This is a genomic window from Pseudomonas sichuanensis (assembly GCF_024749065.1).
GTDB lineage: Bacteria > Pseudomonadota > Gammaproteobacteria > Pseudomonadales > Pseudomonadaceae > Aquipseudomonas > Aquipseudomonas sichuanensis.
Map to the genome: position 1 here is coordinate 4,980,482 of NZ_CP087185.1, position 16,181 is coordinate 4,996,662.

Sequence of the window (16,181 nt, forward strand, 5' to 3'; positions counted from 1 at the left end):
TGTTGCTGATTCAGACACAGGCAAGGCGAACCAGCAAGGGTTCGCCTTGCCTGATCGCCGCTCGGCGACTTTTCGTAGAAACCCTACATGGCCCAATACCATGGGTCCAGGTCCGAAGGTGGCTGCCCCGATAAGCGCGGCAACCACCCCCTACTCCTGACTACTCTTCGGACACCGTGACCTCGATTCCCACCAATCGCGACAATGCGCTCTGCACGCCTTCCTTGTTGGTGACGCGATAGCCGAAGAACAGAACGCGATTGTTCCCCAGCGTCAACATGTCACGGCGTGAGAAAGCAATCAGCGACTTTTGCTCCGGATCCCCAGCGACGAACATCTTCAGGTACTGTCCGGAGTCTGTTGACTCGGACGTACCCAGCCAGGTTTCAATGCGGTCTCCCGCCTCCCCCCCGAAGTAGGGATTCACCCAGGTATTGAGCAACCCTCCATCCAGGTCGGCCTCGCTGATGCCTTGACGCTGCGCATCGCTGAAGGCAATCGCGGGTAGGTTCACGGGTACGCGACTGAAGGAACTAACGGCGGTGTTGCCAAACAGCACCGGGCAACTACCCCCCGCCACGTTCAACGCGAAGCGAACGAACTTCTGCGGCGCAGCTTTTGAACCGTACTGATTGGCCAGCGTGTAATCCAGTGTCGCGCCATTCCTGCAGATCAGCCGGATATGGGCATAGGGCATGGAGATTTCGAAGTAGCCCTGATCAAGGTGTTGCTGTGTCAGTGGCACATTGTCCACTTTCAATCGAGTGGCCTCAATTGGCGCTGCTGGCGGATTTGTAGGAGGCACCGTCGCATCACCACTCTGGATCCCGACGAAGTTGTAACTGAGTGTAGGGCTCTTGACCAGTTCAATATTGCTCACACCCGCCAGCGGAATCCTGAATGGCGTACCATCAAGACCGTTTGCACGGGTGATGATGTTATTGGCATTGGCCTCAGGGAATACACCCGGAAGCAATGCAGCAGGGCCACCCGGCAAACTCTCCACAGACGCGACTTTCACGATCTGGACAGGTGATTTCACCGTAACAGGAACAGGCCCCTTGTCACCCGCCAACTCACGTGTGATCTCATAGTAGACAGGAATATCACCGACACCCTCGGTTTCGATGACGTCAGCATGGGGCACCGGATAATCAATATTGGCCCCCTCGTTACTCTGATCGACGGTCTTAGTATTGGGTAATTTGGTCGATCCCCAATACAACTGGATGACATCACCCCTCTGCCAGATCAGCGTGTTTTCTTCGCCCTGCCGGCGAATCACGGCGGTGGCGTCCTTGCCGAAATCGCCCGGAAGGATTTCATTGAGCGGACTGCTGCCCTGGTTGACACGCACTTCGGCTCGGCGCAGGTTGTCATGTTCCGGCGTACCAGGGTCCGGATCAACGATACCGCCCGGCCCGCTCAGGTCGACCCTGATCGTGGTAGTGGGTGAGGAGACGACCGGATCGCTGCCGTGCGCCATGTTATAGCTGACGTTGACACTGCGTGATGCGTAACCGCCCGCAGCAACCTCGGCCAATGGCACCTGAACACTCAGCACAGGGTCGCCGGCCGCGTTGCTGATGGGCACCGCAGGCTGGGCTCTGCCCTCCCAGATGACAGTGATCATATCGCCGTCGGCAACGCCGTCATAGGTAGGGATCTGCACCTCTACATGGGTATTGGCATCAGAAAAGGTCACCAGACCGTCGTCGGCTTCCGGTACCAATGGCGCGTCAAGGGCGGCCAAGTTGATGTAGACGGGGATACGCGTGACGAAGGAACGCGGGCTGACGTTGCCGGCATAATCGGTGACCCGATAGGCGAAATACAGCGGTTTGCCATCGCCCGCAGTGACGAAGTCATTCGTCAGGAACTTGACCTCCGTGGGGTCGCTGGCCGGGTCCACCTCATAGCTGCCGGATAGGTACTTGGTATCGTCCTGAGCATTCGAGTCACTCAGCCACATCTGGATCTTATCGCCCAGTTCCGCGTACAAGTAGGGGTCTACCAATACTTCCAGATCGCCGTCGGTATTCAGATCAGCGACCGTGATGCCACTCAATTGATCATCGCTGAATGCGATCGGCGGCAGCTGGGAGCCCCCGGCAGCTCGGCGATCAAAGCGTACTTGCACCGGATCGATGGATGTTTGTCCGTCCTCCGAAGCGGCATCATAGAGGAAGTAGTCCAACTTAACGGTTACATCACTACCGTTAGCCGGATATTTACTAGTCTTAAAAAGCAACGTTAATTCATCAGGCACAGGGAGTGCAATTTGCAGTACTTCACTCACCACGCTATCCGGATCCAGCGGATCGTCACCAATGAACAAACGCACCGACAAAGTATCTACGAATTCAGCATTCGTCGGAATGATAACTTCCAAGTCATTGACCAAATCCGCAATCTTGATAAGACCTCTATCGAGTTTGGGAACCGTGGGTGCGGGCAGTGTAGCGTTAACCCCTGCTTTACCTGCACGATTTAATTTGTCAAACGCAGTCATACGATCACCTTTATTGGCAATGATAATCACACTAACGACAAAAACCAGAAATACCAAACTGTAAGGTTTCAGCACCCTCTACTTTTACTTGCCTGCCACTTCCGACAACCAAGCACTGACAATCCTAACCCACGCATCTGCACCAGAAACCTAGCATTATTGTCAGGTGCCAAAACAACAATCCTGCGTATAGTGATCAATCAAGACTGACCTCGGTGATAAACATGCACTCGACGCGATAAGCCACATGCCGTCAACTTGGAGGTAGAGGCAATGAAATCCCGTCAATCGACCAGGGCCACACCCAGTCAATTCCGATCATTGCTTCTATTGCTCTCCACCCTGGGAGGCGTGGCCTCGGCAGCCACCCTTCCCCCCGGCGGCAGCGCCAGTGTCGGCCCAGGCACCCCGGCGGAGTCATGGCTGCTGAACAGCGCCACCTTGACTGTCCAGCCAGGTGGGCAAACCCTGCAGATCACCGCCAACCAGGGTTCGCAAGTGACCCTGGACGCAGCCACCGTCAACGGCGGCAATGCTCGGGCCTTGGTGCTGTCCGCCAGCCAGGCCACCATCCGTGATTCCACCTTGACCTCCAGCGCCAACATCGGTCTGTCGCTGACCAGTGATCTGGCGGGCTCATCGCCGGGCTCCAGCGCGCTAGTGCAGAACAGCACGATCACCGGTTTCGGCCGCGGGCTCAACGTTTCAGGAGGCAGCAGCGCCACGCTCGTCAACTCGACCCTCACAGGCACAGGGACCGGAGCAGGGGGTGTGGCTGGCGATGGGCTGGGCATCAGCCTGGTCGGCGGTGAAGCGATCCTGCAAGACAGCACGGCCACTGGCAGCAACAGAGGCGCGGGGCTGTTCGCCAACGCCGTCGGGGGCAATACCCAACCCCACCTGGTGCTGGATCACTCCAGCCTCACCTCGCAGACGGGCAGCGCGATCGTGGTGAGCAACCTCAACGCGCCGGCGATGCTGGCGCGCATCGAGATACGCAATGGCTCGACGTTGTCGGCGGCCAACGGCACCCTGGTTGAAATCGGCCTACCGGACGATGGGCCCGGCACGCTGACCCAGGCCAGCGTGAGCATCGATGCCAGCAGCCTGCAAGGCGATGTGCGTGCCAGCAATGGCGCCATCGCGGATGTCGCCTTGAACAACGGTGCCGCGCTGACAGGGAACATGATCGATGTCACCAGCTTGTCGCTGGATGCCAGCCGTATGACGGGCGATGTGCGTTCGTCATCGGCCAGCACGGTCATACGCCTGACCAACCAGGCCAACCTGACGGGCTCGGTGAACACGGCCCAGAGCACGCTGGTCGCCAGCGGTTCACGCTTTGACATGGTCAACGACTCTCACGTCGGTGCCCTGACGCTGGATGGCGGCACGGTGAGCCTGCGCGGGGGCAATGGCGCCTTTCGCACCCTGACCGCCACCCAGCTGAACGGCGCCGGCACCTTCGTGCTCGGCACGGACCTGGCCCAGGTGACGGGCGACCTGGTGAACATCGAGGGGCAGGCCCAAGGCACCCACGGCCTGCTCATCGCCAACACCGGCGCCGAGCCCGCGGCGGGCAGCGCGCCCCTGCGGGTGGTGCATACCCAAGGGGGCGACGCTCAGTTTTCGGTGCTGAGCAGCAATGGCCGGGTGGATGTCGGCACCTTCTCCTACGGACTGGAACAGCGCGATACCGACTGGTACCTGGTGCAAGGCGACACCCCGGTCATCTCCTCCAGCACGCAGACCGCCATTGCCCTGTTCAGCGCCGCACCCACCGTGTGGTACGGCGAACTCAGCACGTTGCGCAGCCGCATGGGCGAGCTACGCAGCGGCTACGGCCAAGGCGGTTTCTGGGCACGGAGCTACGGCAACAAGTACCGGGTGGCCGCCGCCGACCAGGTGCACTACGCGCAGAATCAGCAAGGTGTTTCATTCGGCGTCGACACCCCGCTACCCAGCCAAGGCGGCCTCTGGCTGCTCGGCGTGATGGCCGGCTACAGCGATTCGCAACTGGACATGCGCCTGGGCAGCAATGGCCGTGTCGCCAGCTACTACCTGGGCGTATACAGCACCTGGCTGGCCGACAACGGCTACTACGTCGACGCGGTGCTCAAGGCCAACCGCTTCGACAACAAGGCCGATGTGCGCATGAGCGATGGCGCCAAGGCCAAGGGGGACTACAACAACTATGGCCTGGGGGGCTCCGTGGAGGCTGGCCGGCATTTCAAGCTGGACGACGGCTGGTTCATCGAACCCTACGTCCAGCTCTCGGCACTGTGGGTCAATGGCGAACACTACGACCTGGACAACGGCATGCGCGCCAGCAGCGACAGGGCCGACTCGCTGCTGGGCAAGGTGGGGGCACAGGCCGGCCGGACCATTCCCCTGCAAGCGGGTGGTTTCGTGCAGCCCTACGTGAAAGCGGCGGCCGTGCGCGAGTTCGCGCGCAACAACGATGTGCAGATCAACCAAACCTCCTTTCATGACGACCTGTCCGGAGAGCGTCTGGAACTGGGAGCAGGTCTCGCGGCCCAGGTTTCAGCTCGCCTGCAACTGCATGCCGACATCGACTACGGCAACGGTAAGAACATCGAACAGCCCTGGGGTGTGAACCTCGGTTTGCATTACGCCTGGTAAGGGCATCGACGGACGGACCCGTTCGGCATCATGGCTATATTCCTACAACATCACAGGTATTTTCCTAGGGTCACTTGGGATTCGCCTCGGTCAAATAGCACCTCTTTTTTGACCGGGCCACCCCATGACCTACTTACCCATTCGCACGCTGCTCGCGTCGACGATCGCAGCCTTGGCGGTATCTGCCCACGCCGTGGACGTCATCGAAGTACCTGCCGGTGACAGCCACACCGTAGGCCAAGGCGATCCAGTCAACCGCTATCACGTGCTCGGCGGGACACTGAACGTCACACAAGGCGCACAGACCGAGCGAATCCTGGGCAGGAACGGGGCGCAGCTGAACATGAGCGGCGCAACCGTGAATACCGTCGGTATCGCGGGTATTTCCTTGTTCGACAGCAATGCCGTCATTGACGGCAGCACCATCACCGCCACCGCCGACCCTGCGCGCCCCGGAGACTCCGCCGCGGGCATCACCCTGCAGGACTCCAGCGCCCGCGTCAGCAACAGCCGCGTCTCTGGCAGCGGGCATGGCATCAATGCTGCGGGTGCGAGTGTGCTCGATCTGTCGAACTCACAGGTCGATGGCCGCGCACTGGCCAATGGCAGCGGCCCTCTGGCGGGCGGCGTCGGCCTGGTGGCCACCGGCGCGACGGTGCGCATCCGTGAGAACAGCGTGATCTCGGGCGACGACAATGGCGTCGTGCTGTTCACCAGTTCCCTGTTCCCGGGCAGGCCCGCAACGACACTGAGCCTCGACGGCTCCGCCATAGTCGGCCGCAACGGCAGTGCCATCCGGGTCATCCGCGCCCCTGGCGCCGACGAAACCGTGCAGATCGACATCAGCAATGGCTCGACGCTCTCGGGCGGCAACGGCGTGATCATCGAGGTCGTGGAAGGTGGCCGCGCCAATGCCGTGGTGAACGACAGCCAGTTGACCGGCAACATCGTGGTCGACGAGGACTCTACCCTGGACCTGAAGCTCACCAACCACGCCAGCCTGACCGGCCGCCTCGACAACGTCACATCGCTGGTGCTCGAAGACGCGTCCAGCTGGGTCGTGACCGGCGACTCCACGGTCGGTCGCCTGTCGCTCGACACAGGTACGGTCGACCTGCGCGGCAATGCCCCTGGCGCCGCTTTCAACCACCTGCAAGTGGGCGAATTGTCCGGCAGCGGGACCTTCATGCTGCGCGCCGACCTGAGCGGCCAGCAGGGCGACTTCCTCGATGTCAGCGGCAAGGCCAGCGGCGATCACCAGTTGTTGGTGCAGAGCACCGGCACCGACCCGAACAGCGCGGTGGACGCCCATCAGGTCGTGCATACCGGCCAAGGCAGCACCTCGCAGTTCGGCCTGATCGGTGGGCAAGTGGACTTCGGTACGTTCGCCTACGAGCTCGAGCAACGGGGCGATGACTGGTTCCTGGTGCGCAAGGGCAACACCACCACGCCGGGCACGCGCTCGGTCACCGGCCTGTTCAGCGCCGCGCCGACCGTGTGGTACGGCGAGTCGAGCACCCTGCGCGGGCGCATGGGCGAGTTGCGCAACGGCCAGCAAAGCGGCGGTGGCTGGCTGCGCAGCTACGCCAACAAGTATCAGGTAGCGGCCGGTGCCGGCGCGGCTTATGACCAGGTGCAGCAGGGTATCGCCTTCGGTGCCGACGCCCCGTTGCCCTCCCGCGATGGCCAATGGCTGGTGGGCCTGATGGGCGGCTACAGCCGCTCGCAACTGGATCTTTCCGGCGGCACCACTGGCCAGGTCGACAGCTACCACATCGGCGCCTACAGCACCTGGCTGGCGGACGATGGCCTGTACATCGATGCCCTGATCAAGGCCAACCGCTTCCAGAACAGCTCGGACGTGCGCATGAGCGATGGCCGCAAAGCCAAGGGCGAATACAGCAACCACGGCATCGGCGCCTCGGTCGAGATGGGCAAGCATTTCAAGCTCGACGATGGCTGGTTCGTCGAACCCTACGCCCAAGGCTCCGCACTGTGGGTCGACGGCGCCAGCTATAGCCTCGATAACGGCATGCGCGCCAGCACCCGCAACGCCGATTCGCTGCTGGCCAAGGCGGGCAGCCATGTGGGACGCACCTTTGCCCTGGCCGACGGCGGCTTCGCGCAACCCTATGTGAAGGCGGCTTACGCCCACGAGTTCGCCCGCGACAACCAGGTACGGGTCAACGACACGCGGTTCGCCAATGACCTGTCGGGCAGCCGCATCGAACTGGGGGCCGGCATCAACGCCCAGCTGACCGACGTGCTGCAGGTGCAGGCCGGTTTCGACTACATGAAGGGCGAGCGCATCGAACAACCCTGGGGGGTCAACCTGGGGGTACGTTACAACTGGTAATCAGCAAAGGGCCGCAAGGCCCTTTTTATCTAAAGCCTGGCCGTCGCAGGCCGATACCCCGGCATCCTCCTCTATTCCCGACACTCCGGAAGGTTGCCCATGGCCACGCAAAAAGCCCGCGCGGACTCGTTGTCCCTGCTGCTGTTCACCCTGCGCAGCGGCAAGCTGATGGCAATCAACCTGCTCAAGGTCAGCGAGATCATCACCTGCCCGCCGCTGACCAAGCTGCCGGAGGCCCACCCGCACGTCAAAGGCGTGGCCACCCTGCGCGGCAACTCGCTGTCGGTGATCGACCTGTCCCGCGCCATCGGCGAAATGCCCCTGGCCGACCCCGACGGCGGCTGCCTGATCGTCACCGAGATCAGCCGCTCGCGCCAGGGCCTGCACGTGCAGGCGGTGAGCCGCATCGTCCACTGCCTGAGCACCGACATCAAACCGCCGCCGTTCGGCTCGGGCAACCGCTCGTTCATCACCGGCGTGACCCGGGTCGACAACACCCTGGTGCAGGTGCTGGACATCGAAAAGGTCATCCACGGCATCGCCCCGCCACAGCACGAACCGCACCCGGGCGAAGTCAGCGAAGAAGACGCAAGCCTGCTGGCGGCCGCCAACATCCTGGTGGTCGACGACAGCCAGGTGGCGCTGCAGCAGTCGGTGCACACCCTGCGCAACCTCGGCATCGAATGCCACACCGCACGCAGCGCCAAGGATGCAATCAACGTACTGCTGGAGCTCCAAGGCACCGAGCGGGAGATCAACATCATCGTCTCGGACATCGAGATGTCCGAAATGGACGGCTTTGCCTTCACCCGCACCCTGCGCGAAACCCCGGACTTCCAGCACCTGTACATCCTGCTGCACACCTCGCTGGACAGCGCCATGAGCGGCAAGAAGGCCGAGGAAGCCGGGGCCAACGCCATCCTCACCAAATTCAGCTCGCCGGAGCTGACCGACTGCCTGGTGGTGGCGGCCCGCGCTGTGGTGTTCGCCGAGCGCTGATATATTCAGCGACAAACTCCCCGGCTTGCTGTCGGGGAGCGTTCGGGCATAATTCGCGCCCTTCGCAGCCAACGGCGGACCCGCACATGAAATACCTCAGCTCCCTGCTGATCGCTTTCGCGTTGTTCAGCGGCGCGGCCCACGCGTCCAGCACCCAGGCCTGGAACGACCAGCGCCAGCACATGCTCAAGGCTTGCCTGAAGGCCAGCCAGTTCAAGCAAGCCCACGCCCTGGGCAAGCCTGCCGAATTCGACGACCAGGTCGGCTACAGCGCCCTCCTGATCGAAGGCGTGTACCCGCAAAAGCACATGAACAACGCCACCGGCACCGAACTGTGCCTGTACGACCGCCAGCGCCAGCAGGCTTTCGTCACCGAGTGGGCGGCCGGCAAGTGAGCGACAGCATCCGTTTCGGCTGTACCGGCTGCGGCAAGTGCTGCACCGGCCACCATGTGCCGCTGACCCTCGCCGAGGCGGGCCAGTGGGCGCATGCCGGGGGCCAGGTGATCGTGCTGATCGAAGGCTTCATGGTCGATGGCCCGGGCATGCCGCCAGAGCAGCGCGAACACGTGCTGCGCCGCTCCCACCCGGTGCCCTGCGGCACAGGCGAGCTGAGCGTGTCGGTGACCTTCGCCGCGTTCAACCCGGGGCGCTGCCGCAACCTGAACGCCGACGACCTGTGCAGCATCTATGAAAGCCGCCCGCTGGTGTGCCGCATCTACCCGGCCGAAATCAACCCGCACCTGCCGCTGCGCCCCGAGAGCAAGGACTGCCCGGCCGAAGCCTGGGAGCAGGGGCCGGAGCTGATCCATGGCGGATTGCTGCAGGATGCAGAACTGCGCCGGTTGATCGAGGCGTCGCGCCAGGCCGACCGTGACGACATCGCCAGCAAGGTCGCCATCTGCCAGGCGCTGGGGATGACCACCAGTGCGCTCAAGGGCAATGGCTTCACCGCCTGGCTGCCGGACATGGGCGCCTTGGCAGCCGCGCTGGCCGCAGTGCCTGTGGATAACCCTGCGCAGTGGCAGGTGCATGTGGTGGATGGCGAGCTGGCCGGCGGCCTGCAGGGGCATGGGTTGCAAACCACCGCCGAGACGCCGGTGTATTACGCCTTTATCGGGTTCTGATCTGCCCGCTACCCATTGGCCAAACCAGCCCCTGTGGGAGCGGCTTTAGCCGCGAAAACCGGCAAAGCCGGTGCCATCCACCGCGTCGTCTGCTTCGCGGCTAAAGCCGCTCCCACAGTGATCGCTTCTGCAAACTACCCAGCCGCTTACTGACACCTGCGCCAGAACTCATCCGCCAGCCGCCGCAGGTCCTGCGCCAGATCCGCCACGTCGCTGGCGCTGCCATGGCTGCGCTGCCCCACCTGCACCGTCGCCTCGCTGGCCTGGCGGATGCTGATGATGTTGCGGTTGATGTTCTCGCTGACCTGGCTCTGCTGCTCCACCGCCGCGGCAATCTGCAAACTCATCTCGTTGATCTGGTTGACCCGCACGCTGATGCTGTCCAGCGCATCGCTGGCCAGTTGCGCCTGCTCGACGCTGTGCCCGGCATGGGCGCTGCTCTCGCGCATCACCTGCACGGCAGCGCGGGCGCCGTCCTGCAGGGCGCTGATCATGTGCTGGATATCATGGGTGGACTGCGCGGTGCGCTGGGCCAGGCCACGCACCTCGTCGGCCACCACGGCAAAGCCGCGCCCCTGGTCGCCGGCCCGCGCCGCCTCGATGGCGGCGTTGAGCGCCAGCAGGTTGGTCTGCTCGGCAATGCCGCGGATCACGTCGAGCACCCCGGAAATCTCGCTGCTGTGGCTTTCCAGTTGCTGGATCACCTCGCCGGCCTCAACCAGCGAACCGGCCAGGTCCTGGATCGCGCAGCGGTTACGGTCCACCAGCTGGTGCCCGGCCTGGGTCTCGCCCTCGGCCTGGTCGGCGGCCATCGAGGCCATCTGCGCGCTCGTGGCCACCTGGGCCACGCTGGCGCTCATCTGGTGGATGGCAGTGGCCACCTGGTCAGCCTCGCTTTGCTGCTCAAGGCTATTGGCATGGCTGCTGTGCAGGGCCTCGACCAGCGAGCCGGAATGCCCGGCCAGGCGCGACGAGGTGTCGCCGATGCGCCCGACCACGGCGCCCAGCTGCGCCTTGAGCATGCGCATGGCGAACTCGATCTGGCCCAGGCCATCGCGCCGGCCTGTGTATAAAAGCTGGCTCAGCGGGTTGTCGGCAATCGCCAGGGCCTGACGACGCAGGCGCTCATAGGGGCGCAGCAACAGCAGGATGGCCAGGCCAGCCAGGCCCGCCACGGCAAGCACTTCGGCCAATGACACCAGCAGTGACGCCCCTGCCCACCACTGCCCCACGCCGATCACCAGTGCCGCTACCCCCGCCACCGCCAGCGCCAGGCGCGTTGCCAGGCCCGCCACCGGCAAGCGTTCGCGCCAGCTGCGCCGCCCTTCGCGCAGGCGTGCATAGCAGGCTTCGGCCGCCGCCACCTGCTCTGCGCGAGGTTTGGTACGCACCGACTGATACTCCAGCGCCTGCCCGCCACTGCTGATGGGCGAGACGAACGCACTGACCCAGTAATGGTCGCCGTTCTTGCAGCGGTTCTTCACCAGCCCCATCCACGAACGCCCGGCCTTGAGCGCCTGCCACATCTGCGCGAAGGCCTGGGGCGGCATGTCCGGGTGGCGGACCAGGTGGTGGGGCTGGCCCAGCAACTCGTCGCGGGTAAAACCGCTGACCTGCATGAACACGTCGTTGGCGTAGGTGATGCGGCTGTCCAGGTCGGTGGTGGACAGGATGTTGGCGTCGCCGGGGTAATCCACTTCGCGACCGGTAACAGGCAAATTGCACTTCATCGGAGGCTCTCGTTGTTGTTGGGGACAATCGGCAGGGCGCTCGAGATTAGTGGCAATTGGCAATCATTTTTTGATCTGGCTCAATCATTTGTAGGTCAGGGTGAAGCTCAGCGAAGCGTTGGCTACACCGGCCGTGGGGGCGTCGTCGCCCAGCTGGATGTAACGAGCGGATAACGGCAGATCAAAATCGCCATCGGAGAACTCGAAGATCGGCACCTCCTCGTTAAGCCGCATAGGTTTTCCGCCGTAGGACTCCATCACCTGTACGCCAATCCCCGTGGCGTCGGACTCGGCATTGAGGCCAATGATGCCATTCGCGGAATCCACCACGGGCGAGCCATTGCGTGGGTCCAGGCGCAGGTAGGCAGTGGGGTAGTTGCCAGGCTCCGATCCACCTATGCAGTTCCTGAGCGGCAGGTAGAACACCTTGGTGTCGGTGAAACTGCCCGGCCCGCTGAAATGCGCGACCTGCCAGGTGCCCATCGGTACCCGTACCTGCTCCGAGGACGCGCCAGGCAAACCACACTGCGCCACATTCAGCGTGCCGCCGGAAAAGTCCACCTCCAGCACCTTGCCGCTACGGTTGCTGGTGAACTGGGCCAGGGTGTGCCCGGCAAGCGGTTGAGGGCCCATGCCTGGGTCGATGGGGCCGATCTTGATCAGGCGGTAGTGGTATTGCAGTGAGTTCACAAAAGGCACCCGGATCGCGCCGCCCACCTCTGCCGGGCTGACGATCTCGCGGTGCGGCACGCCCCAGCCAAAACGCCCCTGCCCCGGAATGAACTGCCAGTGCCGGCCAGGCGTGGCGTTGCCGAAGCTGGCCAGCACGGCCAGGCCGACACCGGGGATATTCGTGTGCAGCAACACCTCTCCTGGCGCCACCCAGGGTGAACCCGTCTCTTGCCGCAAGGGGGTGGCGACCTCGAATACCGTCTGCTCAGGGCAGTTGATATTGACTGCGGAGAAAACCACCGAGCTGTAGGTGTAACGGGTTTCGCTCGAGAAGATGAGGCTGCCGATGGGCGCATCCCTGCCCACCACCAGGTTGCCTGGGTCGAAGGAGATCCGCTGGAAGAATCCAGGGGGAAACTCACAGGCCAACGCCTGCAACGGCAGGTACAGGCCAGCCAGCACTACCAGTTTGCGCAAATACATACTGCTACGCCTCCGGGGTAAGAAACCGGTTCAAGCTCATTTGTAGGTCAGGCTGAAGGCCACCGATGCATTGGCCACGCCACCGACGGGGGCGTCCTTGCCAACCTGGATGTAGCGGGCAGCCATGGGGATGTGGATATCGCCGTTCTGCAGGCGAGTCATCGGCACATCTTCCAGCAGCGGCATGGGCGTGAGGTCAGGCTTGAGCACCTGCACGCCGATGCCGGTGGCATCCGAGTCCTGGTTGAGGCCAAGGATGCCGCGCGGCGCGTCGAGCACACTGGAACCATTGCGTGGGTCCAGGCGCAACTCGGCAAAGTGCTCGTTGCCGGGCTCGGTGCCGGCCTGACAGGCTTGCAGCGGGAGGTTGAACGAACGGGCGTCGGTGAAGCTGCCCTCGCCGGTGAACTGGCTAGTGCGCCAGGTCCCCATGGGCACGGTGACCTGGGTGGACGGTGCGCCGGGCAAGCCACACAGGGCGATGTCGAGGGAACCCGCCGAGAACACCAGCTCGACCACTTTGCCTGCCTTGTCGTTGATGACCTCCGCCAAGGTGTGGCCAGCCAGGGATTGTGGCCCCATTCCCGAATCCACAGGGGCGTACTTGATGATGCGGTAGTCGTAGTACATGGGGCGGATTCCAGAACCCACCTCATCGCTTTCAGTCTGGACGGTCGACGTGTGGGGCACGCCCCACCCGAAGCGTCCATGGCCAGGCATGTACGTCCAGTAGCGACTCGAGGGCCAGCCATAGCTGGCGCCCATCACGACGCCGATCCCCGGTATCCGCGTCTGTAGGATCACCTCGCCAGGGCCGACCAGACTGGAGCCATGGATCTGCGGCATGGGCGATTTGACCTCGAACCTATTGGTCCCACGGCACCAAATCAGCTCCACGCTTGTGTACTCCCATTGATAGCTCGGCCTCTGAGGACGAATGACCGTGCCGACGGGGGCGTCCCGGCCGACAAACAGGTGCCCCGGGTCAATGTTCACCCGGTAGAAGAAACCCGGTGGAAAATCGCAGCCCAGCACTGACAGCGGCAACCACGAAAACATCGCCAGCACCCACTTCAATGCCCCACGCCAAATGGCACCATCCGACACACCACGCATTGCTCTGTCCAACAGACTGCTCCTCATCCACGCCCCTCGGCATGATGCTCAACCAACGCCACCTCTCCTGGGCGACAGACACTCTGCACCTGTCGATACCCTTGTGCAGGCGCTGCGCCAGCCAGTGCCAGCAGCGCCCGGCACTGTTGCGAGGCACTGGCGCCCCAGCGCACGGTCAGCGCCCCTGCTGCCCCTTCGAATGCCAGCAATGCCTGCCCGCCAGGCCCGACCACGCCGACCGTGCGCTGCGCCGCGTCCAGCACCTGAGCGCCGAAAGGCGGCAGCCCGCCGTCTTCCAGGCGCAGGTTCAACAACACCTTCTCCACCCGCTGCGCGGCAAATTCGGCCTTGACCACCGCACCCCGGCGCGGCACCACGTTGGTGACGCCGTTGTCGATCTCGGTGCTGTGGTCCAGCCCGCTGGTATCCAGGCTCACACGGTTCTTGCGGTACGGCGTGAGGTAGGGGATCAGCGCATAGCCGCTGCTGTCGGTTCGGGTGCCCGGTGCATTGCCAAGGCCCACCCCCGGCGTGTCGGCCACATGCACCAGCCCCAGGGTTTCGCCCAGTGTCTGGCCCAGGGCGATGCCGCCGCCATGGGCGAGCAACGAGCCCGAGGCACTGACGTTGACTTGCTGGTAGCGTTCGCCGGCACTCACCCCGGCGCCGAGCTGGGCGAACGGCGCCAGGTAGTTGAGCGAGGCCGAGCCGCTACCGCCGGAACGCTCGGCATGGCTGGCATCCACCGCGTAGTTGAGGTGCCCTGAACGGCCCCGGTAGCCGGCACGCTGGTCGTAGCTGCCGTCGTTATTGCGGGTCAGCGCCAGGGTGCCGCTGCTGCCGCCCCCCAGCGGAATCGACAGGTTGAAGCTGATGAAACTGGACTGGCCGAACGAGTCGACCAGGCTCTTGCTGGCGTACAGCCCATAGCTCACCCCGCGGTACACGGTGTTGACGCCCAACTGCAACTGACGCTCGCGGCGCGAGGTGTTCCAGTAGTCCTGCTGGCTGAGGTTCAGGTACAGCGAGGTGTTGCCGAAATTCTGGTTGATGCTGGCCTGCACCCGGCTGCGCTTGGTCATGCGGTTGAAGTCATCGCCCTGGTGCTGCCACACCGCCTCGCTGAAATCGCGGTAGCCCTCGGTGGAGTAGCGGTAACCGGCGAAGCGCACCGAAGTGCCAGTGGCGAAGGCCTTGCCGTAGCGAATGCCATAGCTGCGCCCTTGATCGCTGTGCCCATCACGGCCCTCGGTGCGGGCCTGGGTCACATCCAGCGAGATGGCGCCGAGGCTGCCCAGGTTCTTGCCCAGGCCCACCTGCGTGGCGCGGTAGAAGTCATTGCCCAGCAGGCCGCCTGACAAGGTGTAGTCATGGGGCAGGCCGTAGGCCAGCGTGGCCTGGGCCAGGCCTGGGCGATTGCCGTTTTCGTCGGCGGCGTTGTACTCGCCGAAGGTCAGGCCGTAGCGCCAGGTATTCTCGCGCAGCAGGTTGCCGAGGGTGGCGTAGGGCTGGGTGAAGCTCCGCTCACGGCCATCGGCCTCGGTGATGATCACCTCGAGGTCACCGCTGCCGCTGGAGGCGTTGAGGTCGTTGATCTCGAACGGCCCGGGCGGCACGTAGGTGGTGTACAGCGAATAGCCGTTATGGCGCACCTCGACCCGCGCGCGGGTTTCGGCCACGCCACGGATCACCGGCGCGTAGCCCTGCATCGAATCGGGCAGCATGCCGATGTCGCTGGCCACCTGCACACCACGAAACGGCAGGCTGTCGAACACATCACCGGCCGTGAAGCTCTCGCCGAGGGTGAAGGTGCCGAGGCTGCCCGGCAGGTCGGTTTGCGCGTAGCTGGTCGAACGCTGCCACTGGCGGCGGTTGTTCTGGTCCTGGGTGAAGCTGCCATTGGAGCGCAGGCGCCAGCCGGAAAGGTTGAGCCCGCCATTGAGGTACAGGCTGAACTGGTTGTGATCGCCCTGCCCTGCCGTGTGCCCTTGCGAGCTGGTGAACTGGTAGTTGAGCAGCCCGGCGTTGATGCCGGCGTCCCATTCCTCCGGCGCCACGTAGCCCGCTGCGTCGCGACGCAGGGCCACCTGCGGCACGCTGATGTCCAGCGCCAGATAGGCGGGATCGAAGGTCACCAGAGCGCCTTCGACCGCCTGCTGCAGGTCGACGCAGTCCAGCGTATCCAGCTCGCGCTGGTCGATGAACGCGGCCAGCTTCACGCCCATGGCGTCGAGCATTGCCGGGCTCAGGCAGGCACGAACCTCGCCGTTGCCGGCATCGTCGAAGCGCAGTTCGCGGCGCTCGTAGAAGCTCTGGTTCAGGCGGATGGTCACCTGGTGCAGGCCAGGAGGTACCTGGGCGTTGTGGGCGATAGCCTCGAGGTCGAGGTTGGGGCCGGCCGAGCCGCCGCCAAAGGGCTGCATGAAGCTGCTGTCGAACATCGCCGCCTGGGCAACCGGCAGGCCGACAGCGAACAAACAGGCGAGCAGGGTCGGGCCGCAGGCGCCAGGCCTGCGGCAGGAAGAATTGGGCATTACGGTTACT

The 16,181-nt window shown here is 63.8% G+C and carries 9 protein-coding genes and 2 pseudogenes; 5 read left to right on the forward strand and 6 right to left on the reverse strand.

Annotation, left to right across the window (positions count from 1 at the left end; genetic code table 11):
- Positions 1-160 precede the first annotated feature (160 nt).
- Complete coding sequence (locus LOY51_RS22485) at positions 161-2,512, reverse strand: hypothetical protein (RefSeq protein WP_258643126.1); 2,352 nt, start codon at positions 2,510-2,512, stop codon at positions 161-163.
- Positions 2,513-2,785: 273 nt separating this feature from the next.
- Here LOY51_RS22485 and LOY51_RS22490 point away from each other — a divergent pair, with 273 nt between their 5' ends.
- The 5 genes from LOY51_RS22490 to LOY51_RS22510 all read left to right on the forward strand — a co-directional run bounded on the left by LOY51_RS22490 (position 2,786) and on the right by LOY51_RS22510 (position 9,636).
- Positions 2,786-5,155 carry an autotransporter outer membrane beta-barrel domain-containing protein gene (locus tag LOY51_RS22490; RefSeq protein ID WP_125860255.1) on the forward strand — a complete coding sequence of 790 codons (2,370 nt, stop codon included), beginning with the start codon at positions 2,786-2,788 and terminating at the stop codon, positions 5,153-5,155.
- 124 nt (positions 5,156-5,279) lie between these two features.
- Entirely contained in the window at positions 5,280-7,511 is a 2,232-nt protein-coding gene (locus tag LOY51_RS22495) for an autotransporter outer membrane beta-barrel domain-containing protein (protein WP_125860257.1), read from the forward strand.
- A gap of 99 nt (positions 7,512-7,610) precedes the next feature.
- Positions 7,611-8,510 carry a chemotaxis protein gene (locus tag LOY51_RS22500; RefSeq protein ID WP_125465463.1) on the forward strand — a complete coding sequence of 300 codons (900 nt, stop codon included), beginning with the start codon at positions 7,611-7,613 and terminating at the stop codon, positions 8,508-8,510.
- 86 nt (positions 8,511-8,596) lie between these two features.
- Positions 8,597-8,905 (forward strand): hypothetical protein, encoded by a 309-nt coding sequence (locus LOY51_RS22505; protein WP_110995879.1) that lies wholly within the window; start codon positions 8,597-8,599, stop codon positions 8,903-8,905.
- On the forward strand, positions 8,902-9,636 hold the full coding sequence (locus LOY51_RS22510) for a YkgJ family cysteine cluster protein (RefSeq protein ID WP_125860259.1): 735 nt from the start codon (positions 8,902-8,904) through the stop codon (positions 9,634-9,636). Before LOY51_RS22505 ends, LOY51_RS22510 begins: the two co-directional genes overlap by 4 nt.
- A gap of 146 nt (positions 9,637-9,782) precedes the next feature.
- On the opposite strand, the pseudogene LOY51_RS22515 reads toward LOY51_RS22510, so the two are convergent.
- The 5 genes and pseudogenes from LOY51_RS22515 to LOY51_RS22530 form a co-directional block, all read right to left on the reverse strand.
- Positions 9,783-10,778: pseudogene (locus tag LOY51_RS22515) on the reverse strand (methyl-accepting chemotaxis protein); the annotation flags it as partial.
- Positions 10,779-11,084: 306 nt separating this feature from the next.
- Positions 11,085-11,366, reverse strand: a pseudogene (locus tag LOY51_RS27255) (PAS domain-containing protein); the annotation flags it as partial.
- Positions 11,367-11,450: 84 nt separating this feature from the next.
- Positions 11,451-12,521, reverse strand: coding sequence for a fimbrial protein (locus LOY51_RS22520; protein WP_125860263.1), 1,071 nt, complete (start codon positions 12,519-12,521; stop codon positions 11,451-11,453).
- A 36-nt stretch (positions 12,522-12,557) separates the two neighbouring features.
- On the reverse strand, positions 12,558-13,367 hold the full coding sequence (locus tag LOY51_RS22525; RefSeq protein WP_190306021.1) for a fimbrial protein: 810 nt from the start codon (positions 13,365-13,367) through the stop codon (positions 12,558-12,560).
- 293 nt (positions 13,368-13,660) lie between these two features.
- On the reverse strand, positions 13,661-16,171 hold the full coding sequence (locus LOY51_RS22530; RefSeq protein ID WP_258643131.1) for a fimbria/pilus outer membrane usher protein: 2,511 nt from the start codon (positions 16,169-16,171) through the stop codon (positions 13,661-13,663).
- Positions 16,172-16,181: the final 10 nt, after the last annotated feature.